The organism is Gluconobacter sp. GP1 (assembly GCF_032913585.1).
GTDB lineage: Bacteria > Pseudomonadota > Alphaproteobacteria > Acetobacterales > Acetobacteraceae > Gluconobacter > Gluconobacter cerinus.
Map to the genome: position 1 here is coordinate 145,858 of NZ_JASGXC010000001.1, position 20,004 is coordinate 165,861.

16 protein-coding genes and 1 tRNA gene are annotated in these 20,004 nt (G+C 56.5%); 13 read left to right on the forward strand and 4 right to left on the reverse strand.

Features of this window, described 5'->3' with window-relative positions:
• Positions 1 to 80 precede the first annotated feature (80 nt).
• Entirely contained in the window at positions 81 to 2,846 is a 2,766-nt protein-coding gene (locus tag R5H23_RS00725) for a phosphoenolpyruvate carboxylase (protein WP_408874327.1), read from the reverse strand.
• 125 nt (positions 2,847 to 2,971) lie between these two features.
• Between R5H23_RS00725 and R5H23_RS00730 the strand changes: the two genes are divergently transcribed.
• The 8 genes from R5H23_RS00730 (at position 2,972) to R5H23_RS00765 (ending at position 10,275) form a co-directional block, all read left to right on the forward strand.
• A complete protein-coding gene (locus R5H23_RS00730; RefSeq protein ID WP_408874328.1) occupies positions 2,972 to 4,261 on the forward strand; it encodes a DUF445 domain-containing protein in 1,290 nt (429 codons plus the stop codon).
• A gap of 120 nt (positions 4,262 to 4,381) precedes the next feature.
• A complete protein-coding gene (locus R5H23_RS00735) occupies positions 4,382 to 4,864 on the forward strand; it encodes an SUF system Fe-S cluster assembly regulator (RefSeq protein ID WP_046902051.1) in 483 nt (160 codons plus the stop codon).
• Positions 4,865 to 4,876: 12 nt separating this feature from the next.
• Entirely contained in the window at positions 4,877 to 6,364 is a 1,488-nt protein-coding gene (sufB, locus tag R5H23_RS00740) for a Fe-S cluster assembly protein SufB (protein WP_046901415.1), read from the forward strand.
• A gap of 3 nt (positions 6,365 to 6,367) precedes the next feature.
• Entirely contained in the window at positions 6,368 to 7,138 is a 771-nt protein-coding gene (gene sufC / locus R5H23_RS00745; RefSeq protein WP_046901416.1) for a Fe-S cluster assembly ATPase SufC, read from the forward strand.
• Entirely contained in the window at positions 7,135 to 8,328 is a 1,194-nt protein-coding gene (gene sufD / locus R5H23_RS00750; RefSeq protein WP_317213894.1) for a Fe-S cluster assembly protein SufD, read from the forward strand. Before sufC ends, sufD begins: the two co-directional genes overlap by 4 nt.
• Complete coding sequence (locus R5H23_RS00755) at positions 8,325 to 9,536, forward strand: cysteine desulfurase (protein ID WP_317213895.1); 1,212 nt, start codon at positions 8,325 to 8,327, stop codon at positions 9,534 to 9,536. The genes sufD and R5H23_RS00755 overlap by 4 nt, the downstream gene beginning before the upstream one ends.
• An 8-nt stretch (positions 9,537 to 9,544) precedes the next feature.
• Positions 9,545 to 9,901: an SUF system Fe-S cluster assembly protein gene (locus tag R5H23_RS00760; protein WP_232309069.1), complete on the forward strand. Its 357-nt coding sequence runs from the start codon at positions 9,545 to 9,547 to the stop codon at positions 9,899 to 9,901.
• 17 nt (positions 9,902 to 9,918) lie between these two features.
• The gene (locus tag R5H23_RS00765) at positions 9,919 to 10,275 is read left to right on the forward strand and encodes an iron-sulfur cluster assembly accessory protein (RefSeq protein WP_046901420.1); all 357 of its coding nucleotides are present in this window, start codon (positions 9,919 to 9,921) and stop codon (positions 10,273 to 10,275) included.
• On the opposite strand, the gene R5H23_RS00770 is transcribed toward R5H23_RS00765, so the two are convergent.
• From R5H23_RS00770 to R5H23_RS00780, 3 genes are all read right to left on the reverse strand, one after another.
• Positions 10,220 to 11,563, reverse strand: a complete 1,344-nt coding sequence (locus R5H23_RS00770; protein WP_317213896.1) for a TRAM domain-containing protein — start codon at positions 11,561 to 11,563, stop codon at positions 10,220 to 10,222. The two genes, R5H23_RS00765 and R5H23_RS00770, sit on opposite strands and share 56 nt — an antisense overlap.
• Positions 11,538 to 13,460 carry a DEAD/DEAH box helicase gene (locus R5H23_RS00775; protein WP_317214579.1) on the reverse strand — a complete coding sequence of 641 codons (1,923 nt, stop codon included), beginning with the start codon at positions 13,458 to 13,460 and terminating at the stop codon, positions 11,538 to 11,540. Before R5H23_RS00775 ends, R5H23_RS00770 begins: the two co-directional genes overlap by 26 nt.
• A 626-nt stretch (positions 13,461 to 14,086) precedes the next feature.
• Entirely contained in the window at positions 14,087 to 14,539 is a 453-nt protein-coding gene (locus R5H23_RS00780; protein ID WP_046901422.1) for a hypothetical protein, read from the reverse strand.
• Positions 14,540 to 14,697: 158 nt separating this feature from the next.
• Here R5H23_RS00780 and R5H23_RS00785 point away from each other — a divergent pair, with 158 nt between their 5' ends.
• The 5 genes from R5H23_RS00785 (at position 14,698) to clpX (ending at position 19,950) form a co-directional block, all read left to right on the forward strand.
• A complete protein-coding gene (locus R5H23_RS00785; protein ID WP_317213897.1) occupies positions 14,698 to 16,167 on the forward strand; it encodes an NAD(P)H-hydrate dehydratase in 1,470 nt (489 codons plus the stop codon).
• Positions 16,168 to 16,236: 69 nt separating this feature from the next.
• Positions 16,237 to 16,321: transfer RNA gene (locus R5H23_RS00790), tRNA-Leu, on the forward strand.
• Between the two features lie 56 nt (positions 16,322 to 16,377).
• Positions 16,378 to 17,709, forward strand: a complete 1,332-nt coding sequence (tig, locus tag R5H23_RS00795; protein WP_046901424.1) for a trigger factor — start codon at positions 16,378 to 16,380, stop codon at positions 17,707 to 17,709.
• A gap of 131 nt (positions 17,710 to 17,840) precedes the next feature.
• The gene (locus R5H23_RS00800; protein WP_046901425.1) at positions 17,841 to 18,485 is read left to right on the forward strand and encodes an ATP-dependent Clp protease proteolytic subunit; all 645 of its coding nucleotides are present in this window, start codon (positions 17,841 to 17,843) and stop codon (positions 18,483 to 18,485) included.
• A 199-nt stretch (positions 18,486 to 18,684) separates the two neighbouring features.
• A complete protein-coding gene (gene clpX, locus R5H23_RS00805) occupies positions 18,685 to 19,950 on the forward strand; it encodes an ATP-dependent Clp protease ATP-binding subunit ClpX (protein ID WP_046901426.1) in 1,266 nt (421 codons plus the stop codon).
• Positions 19,951 to 20,004 lie beyond the last annotated feature (54 nt).

A 20,004-nucleotide genomic window follows, 5' to 3' on the forward strand; every position in this document is an offset into this window, starting at 1 on the left:
GGGCCTTGTGTTAAGTGTTCTGCCCTTCTCTAAACGCATAGCTGACTTGCAGACAAGCCAGATGTTATAATGTTTCGTTCTTAACCGAATGCACGGTTCGTATGCATGATTGCCACGCCGATTTCCCGTAGCAGGTTGAACGAGCGTTCCAATGGCTGGAAAATTTCCCGGTGTTCCCGCGCAAAGCCACTTTCTTCACCTGCGTCGCCCGGCTCGCCGAAGTCGAGATTGGCCACGCTCGGGCCGGAGACCGGGAAGAGGTCATCCAGCAGATGCAGAGAGCGCGGGATATCCAGACACAGGATCAGGTTGGTGATGGAATCACGTGTCAGGTTATTGCGCGGACCAAAATAGGGAATGCGCGTAGATAGAACCCACAGGCGATCAATCAGTGCAAAGCGGATGGCGTGCAGCAGCTTTTCGCGGGGCTCCATATGCGGTGCATCGGGCCACGCAGCACGCAGGGCAATATGATCCGTCTGGATACGGCGGAACATTGCCGGTGCGCTCGTCCAGAAACGTAGAACTTCCAATCCATGAGAAATGGTTAGGAAATTCTGACGCTCTTCTTCGTCCTGCGCCTTGGAGGCCCGATCCAGCCAGGTCCCCGGATCAAGCTGACGTATTGTTGCACGCAGGACTTCCAGATCGGAGTGAGCCAAGGCCTGTCGAGCAAAATCCATGGCTTCGCGGAAACGTGGAGAGCTGGTGACAAACTGCTCGAATGTTTCCGGATGACGTTGAGCCGCACTTCCAAGTCCATGCAGCACATTGGCCCACCAGCCAAGCTGTTGAAGGATGGCATTGTTCGGGATAGCACGTAGCTGACTTGGATGCGTGATGCGCGTCACTGTAGCGGCGTCAGATTGACGTGCAGAGGGACGGGAGCCTGTCTTGTCGATCAGGGATGGTCCAAAAGCACTCAATAGTGCCGCATATCCCGGATCGTTGACCAGAGCGCCCATGTCCAGCGCGATGGTCGAAAAGAAGTCTGCTGCAAAATCCGGGCGTTCATAGACGGGATCATTCACGCTCGTCGGAACGTGCGCCACATGCTCGGCCAATGTCGCAATCGTGGAGGCTGCAATGCTTCCCGTTCCGAACAATGTATAGCCGTCGCCACCCTGGAATGCGGTTTCTACACGGCAGCCGACACCTGCATTCTGGAATGCAATCCGCGTTCTTGCCGGAGAAAAATAGTCCAGACGCTGACGAAGACTGAAAGGATGGGCGCCGCGGCCGATGCTTTCGCCATGGGTGTCGAAGAGTGTGAGGGCAACGTCCTCGAGGTCATGCTCTTTTAGCAGGTCCAGCGTCCGCATCCGCAGTCGCTCAACCAGATTTGTGGCGGCTAACTGCCCCACATACCGACCCGAGTCCGAATAACCGAACTGGAGGGATAGTCTGCCATTCGCCCGCAGATAATCTCGCCAGTGTGGGGAGCGGAACGCTTCCTCAAGGATGGTCTCTCCGTTTTCGAGTGCGCTTTCCGTCTCGAAAAGAGGGGAAATTTCGATCTGATGATCCTGAATGCCAAACAGGCGGGCGAGCCACAGCGTGGCCAGCAGCGTGTATCCGCTTTCTGTCTCAGCAATAAGGAAACGGATGGGGGAGCCGGTGTCGATGTGCTTGAGAATCTGCGCCATCGTCATCATCAGGCGCGCGGCCGATGCCGGCTCGACGAGCAGAGAGCCAAAATCAACATGGCGCGCCGTCAGGTCATCGAGGGCATCGTTGATCCGAGACAGCAGCACGCGACGGCGGGACGGAAGAGCCGGGTCATCCGTCAGGCCGAGGCGCGTTCTGGCAACGTTATAGATCTGAGCGGCATTCAGTCGCGTGTGGATATGCGCAATGCCAAGCCCGTGGCTCATGAACCCAGCCCGGAGTGTGCGCAGTCGCAGGGCATCTGACGCTTCCAGTCCCGATGCAGCGTCCCGGAAGAAGGGCTGGAGTTCTTTCGCGTCCAGCAGGGCTTTTTCGCGGTGCGCGATCAGGGTCTGTGCGAAGTCGCGGATGTCTTCGGGGGTAGCACTTTTGCTTCTCGGACATGCGGCATGTTGTGTCCGGACCGCTTCCATGGCGCGGCGAACACGCATCGCCAGCGCCGTGTCCTGAAGGCGGAGTTCAGTCAGACCCGACTCAAGACGCTCAAGCTGCGCAAGTTTGAGTTCCAGACGGATGCGAATTGTGTCCCACCAGCCAATGTCATTGCGCCCGTCTGTATCAAAACCGACCCAGCTTGCGAGAATGACGGGTGAGGGATCCACATGATCTGCCTCGTTCGCCCACCGGGATGTCATTTTTTCAATGAGAGATGTCGTGAGCTCATCAAGGGCATCGCGGCCACGCAAAACAGCAGCCAAGGCGAGGGACTGCTCATCGGCAAGTGTTGGCGGTGCCGACCGGCGATGTGTTGTCAGGCATGGGAGAGGCGCTTGCGGATTGGAGGCACGTTCGGCCATGAGCGCATAGACATGGTCAGCCAGAGCAAATGTCGGGTGAGCTGTAAACACAGCGGCAATTGCTGGCTTGGTCAGGCCTTCCGGTGACGGTGCCTGCTCGACCAGCTTGGCCGCAACCTGCTTGAGACGCTCTGTCGGGTCCGCATCTTCAAGACCGACATATTGGCGAAGATGAGCGGCACGCTGCGAAAAATATTCATCCCGCAATGTTCGAACTGTGTGTTCCAGCTCCTCGATTTTCTCACCTTTTCCGATGGACAGTTCATCACCAATGGAGGCAATCAGATCACTCAGGCCGTTGCGTTCCTGTGTCAGGCGCATGGTCATGGCGTCGATGCGGTCGGAAAGGGATGTGTCGTGCCGGGAGGCGCAGTCAGACATCGGGAGCAGTCTCGCTTCTGCGGGAGGTAAATTGAAAACGGGCAAGTTATGTTCCATGCCCGGCCTGTAAGCGCAACCTTGTTGCGGACGCGACAGTGCGTCCGGATGATGCTATCGGAGGCTTCATGCATCCGGATATGAAGAAAGATGTCAGTCAGGCCACTCCGCAGAAGGGATCTTCGCCAACAAGATTGGCCGGAGGCCTTCTGATCGGCATGGGCGCGGTTGCCACAGGCACGACCTATCTCGCGGCCAGACATTTCCACGACGACAGCCTGGCGTTAGGCGTACTCCGGGCAGGCTCACGAGCAGGCGTTGTTGGAGGCTTGGCGGACTGGTTTGCAGTGACGGCCCTGTTCCGACATCCGATGGGGCTTCCTATTCCTCATACGGCTATCCTTCCCAGACAGAAGGTACGGTTAGGGCAGGCGTTGGGTCGGTTTGTGTCCGGTCAGTTCTTTACGGATGCAGACGTTCATCGGGCACTCTCCAAGATTGATCTGCCAGGTCTGATTGCGGACGCTCTCAGCGAGCCATCTACCCGACAGACACTTGTCGCCACGCTGCGCGCCAGTATCCCCAGCCTGTTTGATCGCCTAGAGGACGGTCGGGCGAGTGCTGCTCTATCGCGCGCGCTGCCGGTCCTGCTCAATGGTGAGGAAATCGCGCCACTCGTCTCTCGCGCCATGAGGGCGATGGTGGACAGTGAGATGCATCAGGAAGTGCTCTCCTTCCTTCTGGCAAAGCTCAAGGCCACGGTCGCTGCCAAGGAAGGTGATCTGAGGCAGTTCGTCGAGGAGCGCGTGCGTGAGCAGGGGGGACGCTTCCTCGGCTGGGCCATTGGCGGATCGGTTGCCAATCGGGTTCTGACGGCTCTTCAGGCGGAAATTGAACGGATCGATCCGATGGACTCGGATATTCGGCATGGCTTCACGACGTGGGTGCGGGCTGAAATCGATCGGATGGAAACCGATCCGGATCGCCGACAGGATCTGACGCGAGCGATTGGCTCAGTTCTCACGCATTCCAGCCTCAAGGCCTGGAGCGGCGAGCTCTGGGAGCGCGTCCGCCGGATGGCAGAAGAAGATTGCGCAAAAGAGGACGGTTGGAGTGCTTCTGTTCTGGATACGGCGATTACCGGGCTGGCAACGTCCATGCGTGAAAATGATCCGCTGAGAGAGCGTATCAACACGACCGTGGAGCGCATGGTCTCGAAGCTGCTTCCTGGCGTCAGAGACAAGCTCTCCGGGTTCATCGCCGACGTCATGGCAGGATGGGATGGCGATGACCTTGCGCGCCGTCTGGAAGCACGTGTAGGGCGGGATCTGGCCTATATTCGCGTCAACGGGACTGTCGTCGGGTTTTTGGCTGGAGCTGGCCTTGATCTGATCTCCCGCCTGTTTTTCGGTGTCTGAAGAGGTTATAACTCCGTTTAAGACATCACAAACTTCTTGACCTTTGTGACAGCATGGGTCATCTGGAACCTAATCAGGACTTCATAAGTCTTGAATGAATGTAATGTGAGTGTGCAAGCTATGCTGAGGCTCTCCAAACTAGCCGATTATGCCACCGTCCTCCTTGTCCACCTCGGACAGCACGAGGGTCTGGCAACAGCCGCCGCGCTGGCAGGAGAGACCGGAGTACCCGAGCCAACCGTTGCAAAGCTGCTTAAGGGTTTGGCTTCGAGCGGACTCGTCATCTCTCATCGAGGGGCACGTGGCGGTTATCGGCTGGCAGGTGCGCTGGAAGAAATTACGATCGCCACGGTTATCGCCGTTGTTGATGGTCCGATTTCGATTACAGCCTGCTGCGACGGTCGGGAGTGCGAACATAGCTCCCTGTGTGGCCTTTCGGGGCAGTGGGACATGGTGAATGACGCCATTCTCCGAACGCTCAACAGTATTACGCTTGCGGATATGGACCGACATTCCGTTCTACATAGCGGGAAGGAGCCCAAGGAGCCTTCTCTCGACACTACCGGCGCCGGGCCAGTCCCCGTGGCTGATCCGGTCAACTGAGGACACCAAATCATGCCAGCTGTGACGGAGACCCGCGAGACAGTCGAAAAGCTCGCGAAGTCCAGTTACGAGTGGGGCTTCGAGACTGATATCGAAATGGATATCGCTCCCAAGGGCCTGAATGAAGATACGGTTCGCCTGATCTCGGAGCGTAAGAGAGAGCCTGAGTGGATGCTGGAATGGCGTCTCAAGGCTTTCCGCATGTGGCTGGAAATGAAAGAGCCCGAATGGGCCAAAGTCAGCCACCCTCCGATTGATTATCAGGATGCGCATTACTTCGCTCAGCCTAAGAAGAAGCCTGGCCCGAAAAGTCTGGATGAAGTCGATCCCGAACTTCTCAAAACCTATGCCAAGCTAGGCATTCCGCTGCATGAGCAGGCGTTGCTGGCTGGTGTCGAAGGTGCTGAAGATCAGAAGCGTCTGCCTGTTGCCGTTGACGCTGTTTTTGACAGCGTGTCGGTTGCGACCACCTTCCGCAAGACGCTTGAAGAAGCAGGTGTCATCTTCTGCCCGATTTCAGATGCTATTCGGGAACATCCGGATCTCGTAAAGCAGTATCTTGGTTCGGTTGTACCAGCCGCTGACAATTTCTTTGCGGCACTGAATTCCGCCGTCTTTACGGATGGGTCGTTTGTGTTTGTTCCAAAGGGTGTGCGTTGCCCGATGGAGCTCTCCACGTACTTCCGGATCAACGCCCGCAATACCGGCCAGTTCGAGCGGACCCTGATTATCGTCGAAGACGGCGCGAGCGTCTCTTATCTGGAGGGGTGTACGGCTCCCCAGAGAGATGAAAACCAGCTTCATGCGGCGGTTGTCGAGCTGATTGCGATGGATGATGCGTCCATCAAGTACTCTACGGTGCAGAACTGGTATCCGGGAGACGACGAAGGTCGCGGTGGCATTTATAACTTCGTGACGAAGCGCGGAGCCTGCCGCGGCGCACGGTCCAAGATTTCCTGGACGCAGGTTGAAACCGGGTCTGCGATTACGTGGAAGTATCCCTCCTGCGTTTTGGCGGGCGAGGGCTCGGTTGGTGAATTCTACTCGGTTGCTGTGACCAATAATCACCAGCAGGCCGATACAGGTACGAAAATGATTCATCTGGCGCCGAACACGCGCTCGACGATCATTGCCAAGACCATCTCGGCCGGTCGCTCTGACAGCACATATCGTGGTCTTGTTCGTATGCAGCCGAAGGCACGCAATGCGCGCAATTTCACGCAGTGCGACAGTCTGCTGATTGGTGATCAGTGTGGTGCACATACGGTTCCGTATATCGAGAGCCGCAACATGACCGCGCGTATCGAGCACGAAGCAACGACGTCTAAAATCTCCGAAGACCAGCTCTTCTACTGTCGCTCTCGCGGGCTTTCTGAAGAAGACGCAGTTGGTTTGATTGTTAACGGATTTTGCCGCGAGGTGCTCAAGGAGCTGCCAATGGAATTCGCGGTCGAGGCTCAGAAGCTACTCCAGGTTAGCCTCGAAGGAAGTGTGGGTTAAGACATGAATGATTTTCTCAAGATCCAGGGCCTCGAAGCACGCATTGATGCCGATGGGACGCCAAAGGAAATCCTAAAAGGGATCGACCTCGAAATTCCAAAGGGCGAAATTCATGCCATCATGGGCCCGAATGGCTCTGGCAAATCTACGCTCTCCTATGTCCTTTCCGGCCGCGATGACTACGAAGTAACAGGCGGAAGCGCGACCTTTAAAGGCCAGGATCTTCTTGCTCTGGACCCGGAAGAGCGTGCGGCTCTGGGCGTGTTTCTCGCATTCCAGTCTCCCGTCGAGCTGCCGGGCGTCAATAACGCCAATTTTCTGCGGACAGCCGTCAATGCTGTGCGCCGTGCGCGTGGTGAAGACGAACTGGACGCTGTTGCGTTCCTGAAGGCCGTCCGGGCTGAGACCAAGCGTCTGTCCATGTCTGACGAAATGCTCAAGCGTGCTGTTAATGTAGGCTTCTCCGGCGGTGAGAAGAAGCGCAATGAAGTGCTCCAGATGCGCTTGCTGCAGCCCTCTTTCGCTATTCTCGACGAGACAGACAGTGGTCTGGATATTGATGCCCTGCGTATCGTTGCAGATGGCGTGAATTCTCTTCGCGGGCCTGACTTCTCCGCGCTTGTCATCACGCATCATCAGCGTCTGCTCGATTACATCGTTCCTGACCGTGTGCATGTCATGGCCAAGGGCAAGATCATCTTTAGTGGTGGTCCGGAAGTGGCAAAGACGCTTGAAAAGCAGGGCTACACCCAGTTCCTTGAGGCTGCAGCGTGAGTACAGGGACCGCAGTTCAGTCGTCCCCAGCCCTGAGCGCTTTCGTCGGGCGTGCAGCGGGACATGGCTCTGTTCTGGCTGAGCGCGGGATTCCCACGCGGCGTGTTGAGGCATGGCGATATACGCCACTGCGGGCCTTTACGGAAACGGTGTGGAACGAAGCGCCTGCACTGTCGGATCACGACGTGCAGTCTTTGTTAAATGCACTTTCGTTGCCAGAGGCGGAAAGCCGTGTAGTTTTCGCGAATGGGCTGGAGGCTGTGTCTCAAACATGCCTTTCGGAAAATCTCGTTCGTTCGCAGGGTGAAGCCGTTGACCCGTTAGAGGATCGCTTTTCAGCTATTCTCAACGCAGCCCTGCGTCAGGATGGTTTGTCCATTCGCGTGCCTGCGGGCGTTGCTGCTGGAACGCTGGTCCTCGTTTCGCTCACCTCAGGGAACGCCATTTCCACACATCTGCGCCATCAGATTGTTCTGGAAGACGGTGCATCTCTGACGGTGTTCGATGTTAACGCAGGGGACGGTCGGTATGTGACCAACCCGCGGTTTGACATTGTAGTGGGAAAAGGTGCCCAGCTGAATCACGTCAAACTGCAGCGTGAGGGCGCGGACGCGGGGCATCTTGCTCTTATTTATGCATCCGTGGACGCGAACGGAAACTACGACAGCTTTACCCTGAATCAGGGTAGTGAGCTGGCGCGGCACGAAGTTGTTGCTACGCTGACCCAAGCCCATGCACAGGTCCATGTGAACGGAATTCAGATCGTGGACGGCACGCGCCTGAACGACCTGACGTCCATGATTCATCATGCAGCGCCTGATTGTGGGTCGCGCCAAACGGTTAAGACTGTGCTCTCTGAGAGCGGACAGGGCGTGTTCCAGGGCAAAATTCTCGTCGATCGTGTTGCCCAGAAGACCGACGGCTATCAGATGAATCAGGCACTTCTTCTGTCAGAGAAGGCGCAGATTAACAGTAAGCCTGAGCTGGAAATTTACGCGGATGACGTGAAGTGCAGCCATGGTGCGACTGTGGGGGCACTGGATGACGAGCAGCTTTTCTATCTGCGATCTCGTGGTGTGCCAGAAGCAGAAGCGCGCGCTATTCTCGTTCAGGCCTTTCTTCTGGATGCACTTGATCTCGTAACAGATGAGACTCTTCGCGACGTACTGATCCGGAGCATCACAGCATGACGCCGGCCGTACGCGCGCAGTTTCCGATCCTGTCTGAGCAGGTGCATGGTCGTCCGCTCGTCTTTCTCGACAGCGCCGCTTCAGCCCAGAAGCCGGAATGCGTGATCGAAGCTATGCGCGATGCGGCGTATCATCAGTACGCCAACATTCATCGCGGCTTGCACTGGATGAGTGAGCGGACAACAGAAGCTTACGAACGTACGCGTGATGCTGTCGCAGGGCTCATCAATGCACCCGACCGCCATGAAGTTGTCTTCACGCGAAACAGTACAGAGGCCATCAATCTGGTGGCGCACAGTCTTGGCTCACTGATGAAGCCAGGGCAGACGGTTCTGATTTCGGAACTGGAGCATCATGCCAATATTGTCCCATGGCTTATGCTGCGGGACCGGGTTGGTATCGAACTCCGTGTGGCCCCAATGGATGAGAGTGGTGACATCGATCTTGAGGCGTATGAAGCGCTTCTGGATGATGGCAATGTCGCTCTCGTATCCATTACGCATATGTCGAACGTGCTGGGGACCGTTACGCCTGCCAAAAAACTGGCAGAAATTGCCCATGCTCATGGCGCGCGCATTCTGTTTGATGGGTCGCAGTCTGTCGTACATCGGAAAATCGATGTGCAGGATATCGGAGCAGATTTTTTTACCTTCACTGGCCATAAGCTTTATGGGCCAACAGGTATCGGCGTACTCTGGGGTAAGCGGGAGCTTCTAGATGCCATGCCACCATTCCTGGGTGGCGGCGAGATGATCCAGAATGTCTCTTTCGAGCGTGCGACATGGGCAACTGTCCCTCATAAATTCGAAGCGGGAACCCCTGCCATTCTGGAAACGATTGGTCTGGGCGCGGCCGTTAAGTTCGTGGAGGGGATTGGCTACGACGCCATCTCTCGTCACGAAACAGCCTTGACCACATATGCCGAGCAGCGTCTGGGCGAGGTTGAGGGGCTTAAAGTTCTTGGGTCTCCGCAGGTTCGTGGTGGCGTTCTGTCCTTCGTGATGGACGGCGCTCATCCCCATGATCTCGCTACCTTGCTGGATCAGTTGGGAATTGCGATCCGTGCTGGTCAGCATTGTGCGGAGCCGCTTGTCCGTCGTCTCGGTGTGCATGCTACGGCACGCGCCAGCTTCGGTATTTACACGACACAGGATGAGATTGACGTCCTGATCACAGGCCTTGAACGGGCACGGAAGATGCTCACATGAGTGATGTCATGACCGAACAACACCCCATTGATGAGAGCACTCCCGTAACAGGTGAGGGCACCGGCCCGGACCAGGACGCTGTTATAGCGGCCATTGCGACCGTTTATGATCCGGAAATCCCGGTAAATATTTATGAGCTGGGCCTGATCTACGCGATTGACCTGCATGATGACGGCCGGGTCAACGTGGAAATGACCCTGACGGCTCCCAATTGCCCGAGTGCTCAGGAACTGCCGGAAATGGTGCGCGATGCCATTCTGAAAGTGCCAAATGTGACGAATGCCACTGTGGAAATCGTATGGGATCCGCCGTGGGACATGAGCCGCATGAGTGATGATGCGCGTCTTGCGCTTAATATGTTCTGATCTGAGGGGCAAAAGTCATGTCTGAAACCCTGACACGTCGACCACTTCCCGCTCTGATGTCTGTGTCTGATCGTGCTGCTGAGAGGTTGCGCGTTCTCTATGCCGGCGCTCATCAGGGACAACTTTTACGCATTGGTGTGGGTACGCGAGGCTGCTCAGGCTTGTCTTACGAAATGACTTTTGTGGATGAGCCAGCCGTAACGGACGAGCGCGTAGAAGACCAAGGTGTGACCCTGCTTGTTGATCGCAAGGCCACACTTTTTCTAACGGGAACGGTCATGGACTACGAGATCAAAGATCTCGAAGCCGGATTTACCTTCAGGAATCCAAATGAGAAGGGACGTTGTGGCTGCGGCGAGAGTTTTCACGTTTGATCCGTTTAGGATCACGTGAAAATACCAAAACCGTTTCCACTTCTGTGGACCAGAGGAACTGGTCCACAATTGTCCAGTTCAGGACTGAATAGCCTGCCTCTTTTAATGCACGGCCATCTTTTTCCAACGCAGCAGGATTACAGCTCACATAGACGATGTCTTTAACGCCAGACTTGGCGAGTGGCATTGTCTGTGCACCAGCACCTGCATAAGGCGGATCAAGAACGACAGCTCGCGTTGACTTCAGATCCTGAGGCAGAAGAGGCTGACGCATAAGATCACGATGGAATCCGTCCACCCGTCGACCGCCTGCTGCTGCCTTTAAGCAAGTTGCAGCAGCAAGATCGCCTTCATACGCTATTACGCGGCCTTTTTCCGACATGGGAAATGTCAGAGTACCGCAGCCTGCGAAAAGCTCGACAGTGATATCTTTTTTGTTGAGTGGCGGAAGCCCATCAACAACAGCCTGTACAATGGCATTTTCCGCATCTTCAGTCGCCTGAAGAAAGGCAGCGGGAGGCGGAGTAATTTCCACGCTTCCAAATGCTTCCTTGACTGCCCGCGTCTGTGAGACCGTTTCAATAGAACGGTCTTTCGGGTTTTGCCATGAAATCCGCGGCAAGCCGTGTTGCCTCCCGAAGGCGGCAAGTTTCGTGCGGTCAGCGGTAGTCAATTCAGCTGGCGTCGAAAGCGTCAGGTCTGGTCCACTATCCAGAAGATTGAGGACTAAGCCTCCGCGGCCGGTCAACGCACCCAGAGAAGACAGGACCTCACGAAGTGGCTTCAGCAAAGCAAAAAGGGTCGGGTGCAGGACATGACACTCCGTCATATCCACCGGATCGCCATTGCGTCGATGAAGCCCGAGGATAACGCCACCTGGAATACGCTGGATCGCGAGGTCCATGCGTCGGCGCGTGTATGACGGCGTTTGATAACGCTGCGGAACAGGAAGATCTTCAAAGCCCGCTGCTATTAGAGCTTCAGCGACTCGCGTTGTCTTCCAGTCCAGCAGCGCAGGCAATGACATCTGTTGAATCGCACAGCCACCGCATTCGCCAAAGAGAGTGCACGGAGGTGCAACTCTATCCGACGACGGAGCCGTAATTTCAATCAGTTCAGGGCGCGTACCAGAAAAGCGGGCTAGCACTTCCTCTCCTGGCAAGGTGCCAGGAATGAAAAGAACATGCCCGTCGTGATGAGCCACGCCGTCAGCCGCAGCGCCTAAACCTTCAATCCGGAGGGGAAAAACTCCGGTCCCGGGGTTATTCATCACCGTAATGACGAGCATCGTGCTGAACGGGAAGGGTCAGGTCTGTTTCGGCTGCCACCGACAGTCTGTGTCGCCGAGGCACCAGCATGAATGCAGGTGTATCGCCGCCAAAGCCTGTCTTCGGCGCATCGTTTTCAAAGGCAGGGGCAAGTTCAACGGATTGGCGATCATGAGGAGCAGGCTGCGCAACGGGGGTTGCAACAGGCTGAGGCGCGTTTGCCACCTGTGTTTCGTCACGATCCGTGCGATTGCGCTTGCGCCCTCCACGTCGGCGCTTGTTACGGCGCTGTCCTTCCGATTCGTCCTCAATGCTGGATTCTTCGGAAGTCTGCGATGGAAGTGCCTGCTTGGGTGTCTGAATCAGGCGGCCGTTCTCGTCTTCCTGAGCCCAATCAACGGACTGTATTCCGGCGAATTCCAGACGGGGAATAACCTTCCCTGTCAGGGTTTCAATTGCGTCCAGAAGGCGGCGGTCACGCGGTCCAGCAATGCTGAAGGCATGCCCATGCTTGCCGGCACGACCAGTGCGTCCGATGCGATGCACATAGTCTTCCGCATTGAACGGCAGATCAAAATTGAAAACATGCGACAGACCGCCGATGTCAATTCCACGCCCGGCAACGTCAGAGCAGACCAGAATCTTCAGCTCGCCAGACTTGAAGCTATCAAGCGTCGAAAAGCGTAAGGACTGTGCAAGATCGCCATGCAGATGGCCTGCGGCGAATCCATGCTTCGTCAGATAACGCTGGAGCATGTCCACGTCGCGCTTGCGGTTACAGAACACAATGGCGTTCTGAACATTCTGCGCCTGAAGCAGCTTACGAAGCGCCCGGCGTTTCTCGTCTTCTTCGACGATAATCAGACCTTCTTCAATCGTGGTCGCGACAGAAGATGGACGGGAGACCGTGATCTGTACCGGATTTCTCAGGAACGCGTCTGCAAGGCGACGAATTTCCGGCGCCATAGTGGCGGAGAAGAAAAGCGTCTGGCGATTTGCGGGCAGCAGGCTGACGATTTTTTCAATATCGGGAATGAATCCCATATCGAGCATACGGTCAGCTTCGTCGATAACGAGCGTGCTTGTCTGCGTCAGCAGTAGGCCGCCACGTCCGAACAGATCGAGAAGACGCCCCGGAGTCGCAATCAGAACATCCACGCCACGGTTCAGAACTTCGCGCTGTTCGGCCATGCTTTCACCGCCGATCAGCAGTGCATGGGTCAGGCGTAAGTGCTTGCCGTAAAGCTTGAAATTGTCTGCAACCTGGAGGGCCAGCTCACGTGTCGGCTCAAGAATGAGCGAACGCGGCATTCTGGCCCGAGCGCGAGAACCAGACAGCTTCTCGATCATCGGAAGCGTGAAGGATGCTGTCTTGCCCGTTCCGGTTTGAGCAACACCCAGAACGTCGTGCCCCTTCAGAACTTCAGGGATAGCCTGAGCCTGAATAGGAGTCGGGTGCTCGTAACCGAGTTCCTGAATGGCGCGCATGATAGCGTCGGAAAGGCCAAGATCAGCAAAGCGCGGACGGTCTTCTGAGGTCTCAACAGCAACTACAACTTCAGCTTCTGCCGGCTCCGCTTTAATCTCAGCGATCACTTCCGGAATAGCTGGCGCAGTTACCGAAGCTTCAGCCTCGGGCCGAACCTTCCGAGGGCGTCCACGACGAGCAGGTGCTTTCGCTGGAGCCTCTGCTGCCTCTACCGGAGGAGCAACTTCAGAACGTACTTCGACTTCTGCGGGTTCAGGTACGGACACCTCGGTTGCGACAGCAGCTTTGGGTTTACGCCCGCGACGTGGCTTCGGTGTCTCGGCTGGCTCCACGGCTTCAGGTGTAGCTTCAGCAGCAACGACTTTCGGTTTGCGACCGCGCTTTTTGGGAGCAGGCGCTGCGACTTCTTCAACGACAGCGTCACTCACAACCTTCGGCTTACGACCGCGGCGCTTGGGCGCAGGAGTTTCGGTTGCTTCCTGAGCAACAGCTTCGACGGACTCGGTTGTTTCCGGAGCTGGCTTGCGTGCCTTGCTGCGAGGAGTGCTCACAGCGTCGGTATCAACCGTCTCGCTTTTGGGGCGGCGGCCACGACGTACTGGGGCAACTTCAACAGTTTCTGGTGCGCTTTCCTCTGCGGAGATTGCAACTGCCTTCGTACGCCGACGAGAAGGTGTTGCGGTCTTGGCAACGGCTTCTGTCTCGGTCTTTTGAGCTGCGGGACGACGACCGCGAGGCTTCTTTTCAGCTACGACCGGCTCAGGAGTAGCCGAATCGGCATCTTCCGTTTCGATCGGGGAATTCTTGATTGCCTTCGCACGGCTGCCTACGGGGCGTCCGCGTTTTGCAGGGGCAGAGGTACGGGGCTTGGAAGGACCGGAGGTCGTTTTCGCGCTCAAATGACTCTCGAGACTCTCGTTGACGGTACAGACCTGACGGAATGGACCGGAGTTGAGGGCGGGCACATGTCCCGCAACTTTAAAGTGGTGCGTTATCGGCTAAACGCTGGAATGGCAAGCGATACAGCCCATGAAGCGCCATATCGCTACCACAATCACATGCCGTGCGCCATGGCTGCAATCAGAATGTTCACAAGACCAAGGCCAGCCATGAGAACCATACGGTTTCTGAGGGTGTCGAAAACAGCAGGCTGAGGGCGCATGGCCCGACGGGCTCGCAGGAATGGTCCGCGAACTGTCGTTATGAAAACCACTGCCATGGCAATGCCGATCAACTGCATCGCATTGATCGTCCAGTTTACGGCAGCAAAGCCGCCTTCATGGAAAACAAGTGCCCAGCCGCTCACCAGGGAAAAAGGTACAACCTGCCAGAGACCTTTGAAAAAGCGTGTGTAGTTCTGCAAAAGAACCGACGAGCGTGGTCCGGGGTCGAGCAGGCCAACTGTGGAGCGGACAACCAGGGCGGAGTAGATTGATCCGCCGATCCAGTATGTCATGCACAGAAGATGGATTGCGAGCACTAGGCTCCAGAGAAGTGAACCCGTCATTGATCCTCGTCATGGTCAGGTGGGTGAAGGAAGAGCAGGGATATCCCTGATGTATCGGCTGGAGGTTACCCGAGGGGAATGTCCAAAGGCCATAGGGAACGCGGATGTCGCCTGTGCTTTCTGTAAGCATGCCCGCTCATCAGGAGAAAAACAGAGTTATGCCTCCATACCCTCTTGCGCTGCTAACACCCGAGGAAAGCGACATGATGGATCATGCTGCTTCGGCTGTCGTTCCTGTCGCGCAACTCATGGAAAATGCGGGATGGGCTGTTGCTCGAGCCATTCGCAAGCGGTTTCAGAAATGTCGCGTGGCCGTTGTTTGCGGCCCGGGTAACAACGGGGGAGACGGCTACGTCGTGGCGCGTCTTCTGGCGCGATGGGGGTGGTCGGTCCGAGTGGTGGCGATGGGTGTTCCCAAAGAGGGTGGGCCGGCATTTGTCGCTGCGTCAGGGTGGGCTGGTCCTGTGCTGCCATTCGAGAGAGCGTCTCTGGAAGGAACTGACCTACTGGTTGATGCTGTTTTTGGATCCGGGTTGAAGCGTCCAGTCAGTGACGACGTGGCCGAAGTGCTCGCAGCTGTTCCTCGGCGTGTGGCGATCGATATGCCGAGTGGCGTATCCGGAGAAACTGGAGAAGTGCTCGGTCAGGCACAGAGTTGCGCGTTGACGGTCACGTTTGTGAGGCCACGGCCAGGTCATTTTCTGGAGCCCGGGCGAGGATTGTGCGGGGAGCTGGTCTGCGCCGATATCGGTATGCCTGAGCAGGCATGGAGTGGCCTGACGCCAAAAATAAGTTTCAATTGGCCGGGGCTTTGGGAGCTGCCGGTCTCCGGAGAGGGAGACTATAAATATCGACGCGGTGTTGTGAGTGTCTGTGGTGGTGCTGTTATGCCGGGCGCCACAAGGCTGGCAGCACGAGCCGCACGGCGGACAGGCGCTGGGCTTGTCCGCATCGCAGCCCGAAAAGCTGCCGAAGCCTATCGACTCGGAGACCCGGGACTCATCATTGATGACCAGCCTCTTGGTTCCCTGCTGGAAGATTTGCGACGGAAGGTTTGGATCTGCGGGCCCGGCCTGACCCCTGAAGAGGTTTCTGAAGTTCTCCCTGCGCTATTGGCCGCAAAAAAAACGGTTCTTGCGGATGCCGGTGCTTTGGCGTGGGGAGCGGAAGACCTTTCTCGTCTGAAGGGTGTGGCGGCTGTCACGCCGCATATCGGCGAATTCAAAAAGCTGTTTGGCCCTGTGACGGGGAGTCGAACTGAAGCGGCCTTGAATGCCGCGCGTGAGCTGAATGCCGTGATGGTCATGAAAGGAGCAGATACGATCATAGCTGCGCCAGACGGACGCATTGCGATCAATGCACACGCCACATCAGCGCTCGCTACCGCAGGGTCTGGCGATACACTTACGGGGGTGATTGGGACTTTGATGGCTGCGGGAATGGAGACCTGGGACGCGTGTTGCGCAGGTGTCTGGCTGCATGGTGAGGCGGGAATACAGGCAGCCCGTGATCACGGTGGGTGGCCCGTCGCAGAGGATCTGGATCTTCCCTTGGGGGAGGCTCGGAGCGTCGCGACAGAGCTTTCAAAGGCGGATTTAAGCAAAAACCCGGTGGCCGCCCTGTTGTGAAGTAGCGTTTCATGCGCTAAAGGCCGCGCTTCCAAGGTTCGGTAACACGAACCCCGGAGACGGGGCTGAGCGGGCGTGGTGGAATTGGTAGACACGCCAGATTTAGGTTCTGGTGGCGCAAGTCGTGGGGGTTCAAGTCCCTCCGCCCGTACCAACCCGGTTTCCTGAGAAGAGATTTTAACATACCCGACCGAGAGGATCGCCTGGCTCATGCAGGTTACGCCCACGCTCAACGAAGGACTTAAGCGCGCCTTCACTGTCGTTGTCCCGTCTGCCGACCTGCAGGCTCGTCGCGCAGCCCGACTCGCAGAAGTTGCGCGCACGATCAAGCTTCCGGGTTTCCGTCCGGGGAAGGTGCCGGCATCTCTCGTCAAGCAGCGTCACGGCGCAGCCGTGAATGCGGAACTGATGGAAGAAGTTGTTAACGACACGGTTGGCAAGCTTCTCCAGGAGCAGGACGTCCGTCCGGCTATGCAGCCGAAGGTAGAGCTGGTTTCTGCTCCGGACTCTGATGGCGATCTGGAATTCAAGATCGAAGTCGAAGTTCTGCCGGAAATTGCAGTTCCTGACCTGTCTGGTCTGAAGCTGACACGTCTGACCTCCAAGGTTGACGAAGAAGTCGTGAACAAGGCTCTGGCTGACCTCGCCCGTCGCAGCCGCAAGTTTGACGCCATTGAAGAAGATCGCGCGGCCGTAAAGGGTGACGTGGTCTGCGTTGACTTCGTTGGCAAGCATGATGGCACGCCGTTTGACGGTGGCACGGCTGAAGACGTGAACGTCGAAATCGGCGGCGAAGGCTTCATCCCGGGTTTTGCCGAGCAGATGGAAGGCATGAAGGCCGGGGAAGAGCGCGTTATCAACGTGACGTTCCCGGAAGACTATCAGGCTGAAGAACTGGCCGGTAAGGCTGTGACCTTCGACATCAAGGCGAAGTCCCTGAAGAAGCCTGTTGATCCGGAAATCAACGATGATCTGGCCAAGGATATTGGTCTTGAGAGCATCGAGCAGATCCGTTCCCTGATCACGGAGCAGGCTGAAGGCGAGTACAAGCAGCTTTCCCGTCTGCGCATCAAGCGCGAGCTTCTGGACGCCCTGTCCGAGAAGACCGACTTTGAAGCCCCGCAGAGCATGGTTGACGCCGAGTTCGGTCAGATCTGGACCCGCGTCGAGCAGGATCGCGAAGCTGGTCGCATGGACGAGGAAGATGCAGGCAAGGACGAAGAGACCCTGCGTGCAGATTACCGTCGTATTGCAGAGCGCCGCGTGAAGCTGGGTCTGCTGCTGGCTGAAATCGGTCGTAAGCAGGAAATCCAGGTCTCCCGCGAGGAACTGCTGGGTGCGATGCAGCAGGAAGCTCAGCGTTACCCGGGTCAGGAAAAGATGGTTTTCGAGTTCTTCTCCAAGAACCCGCAGGCTGTTGAAGGGCTCCGTGGCCCAATCCTGGAAAACAAGGTTGTCGACTATCTGATCGAGCTGGCTGATGTCACCGAAAAGGAAGTCACACCTGAAGAACTCGCAGAAATCCCGCCTGCCGAGCTCTGAGAGTACTGACGTAAGAAGGACGGGCACTCTCAGGAGTGCCCGTTTTGCTGTCTGCTCCCTTTGACGGAACGCTCTCTCGGGTCCATGTTAGAGAGAACAGACAGCCCATCGGGCATTGAGGAACAGACAGTATGACCATTGGGGACCGCGATCCCGTCGAGGTGTTCAACAACTCTCTGGTGCCGATGGTGGTCGAACAGACTGCCCGCGGAGAGCGAGCTTTCGACATTTTTTCACGCCTCCTTCAGGAGCGTATCATCTTCCTGACCGGCCCGGTTTACGATCAGGTTTCATCCTTGATCAGCGCTCAGCTTCTGTATCTTGAGAGCGTTAATCCGACCAAGGAAATTTCGTTCTACATCAACAGTCCTGGCGGTGTCGTTTCCGCTGGTCTCGCGATTTATGACACGATGCAGTACATTCGTTGCCCGGTTAGCACTGTCTGCATTGGTCAGGCTGCGTCCATGGGGTCGCTGCTACTGGCTGGTGGCGAGAAGGGGCATCGTTACTGCCTGCCGAATGCGCGCGTGATGGTGCATCAGCCATCTGGTGGAGCGCAGGGCCAGGCATCCGATATTGAAATTCAGGCTCGTGAGATCCTGTTGATCCGTCAGCGCCTGAACGAAATCTATCGTGAGCATACAGGGCAGACGCTTGAAGAGATCGAGCGCAAGCTCGAGCGTGATAGCTATCTGTCCGCTGAAGAAGCGAAAGAATTCGGTCTGATTGACGCTGTTGTGCGACGTCACCCCAACGTGGCAGCCAGTCAGGATTGAGTTTGTTTGAAGTGACAGGGGAGCAGGTTGCTCCCCTTGGAAAGAAAAAGCGGCATACCGATATGCCGCTTTTCATGTCTTGGAGCCCAGGGCTTCGGGGTTGCCGAAGGCTGAGACCTCGGCCTAGAGTTTTAAGTGCTTCCGCATGTCTGCTGCCGAAAAGTGGTCGGTGCGTGCGTGAGGGGAAAGAGGAACAGCGATGAGCAACAAATCCGGCGATTCCAAAAACACCCTGTATTGCTCGTTCTGTGGGAAATCCCAGCACGAAGTGCGCAAGCTGATCGCTGGCCCGACAGTTTTCATCTGTGATGAATGCGTTGAGTTGTGCATGGACATCATTCGCGAGGAGCATAAAACGCATCTCGTGAAGTCCCGAGACGGTGTTCCGACGCCAAAAGAAATCTGTAAGGTTCTAGACGATTACGTCATTGGTCAGTTCGAGGCCAAGCGCGCGCTTTCTGTGGCCGTTCATAACCACTATAAGCGTCTGGCCCATGCTCAGAAGAGCAATGACATCGAGATCGCGAAGTCGAACATTCTTCTGATTGGCCCGACCGGAACAGGCAAGACGCTGCTGGCTCAGACGCTGGCTCGTATTCTCGATGTACCGTTTACCATGGCTGATGCCACGACGCTGACCGAAGCCGGTTATGTGGGCGAGGACGTTGAGAACATCATCCTGAAGCTTCTTCAGGCATCAGACTATAACGTTGAGCGTGCGCAGCGTGGCATCGTCTACATCGATGAAATCGACAAGATTTCTCGTAAGTCCGATAACCCCTCAATCACGCGTGATGTGTCGGGCGAAGGTGTACAGCAGGCGCTGCTCAAGCTGATGGAAGGGACCGTTGCGTCCGTTCCGCCTCAGGGTGGCCGCAAGCATCCCCAGCAGGAGTTTCTGCAGGTGGATACGACGAACATGCTGTTCATCTGCGGTGGTGCATTCGCGGGCCTGGACAAAATCATTGCCGCTCGCGGCAAGGGCTCGGGCATTGGCTTTGGAGCAGATGTGCGTTCTGATGACGAGCGTCGTCTTGGAGCAATTCTCCAGACCGTGGAACCTGAGGATCTTCTCAAGTTTGGTTTGATTCCAGAGTTCATCGGTCGTCTGCCTGTTATAGCGGCTCTGAACGATCTGGATGAAGCCGCTCTGATCCAGATTCTGAGCAAGCCCAAAAATGCGCTGACCAAGCAGTATGCGCGTCTTTTTGAGATGGAAGGCGTCAAGCTGACATTTACGGAAGACGCACTTTCCGCCATCGCCAAGCGTGCTATCGAACGTAAGACAGGCGCACGTGGTCTTAGATCGATCATGGAGAATATTCTCCTTGGAACGATGTTCGATCTTCCCGGGCTGGACAGCGTTGAGGAAGTCGTCATCAATCGTGAAGTGGCGGAAAGCAAAGCCAACCCTGTTTATGTGTACGGGAAAGGCAAAAGCGAGCCGGCTGAGCAATCTGCCTGAGGATGTTGAAGGGGCCGTCTTGTCAGGCGGCCTTTTCGTTCCGACATTCTGGAT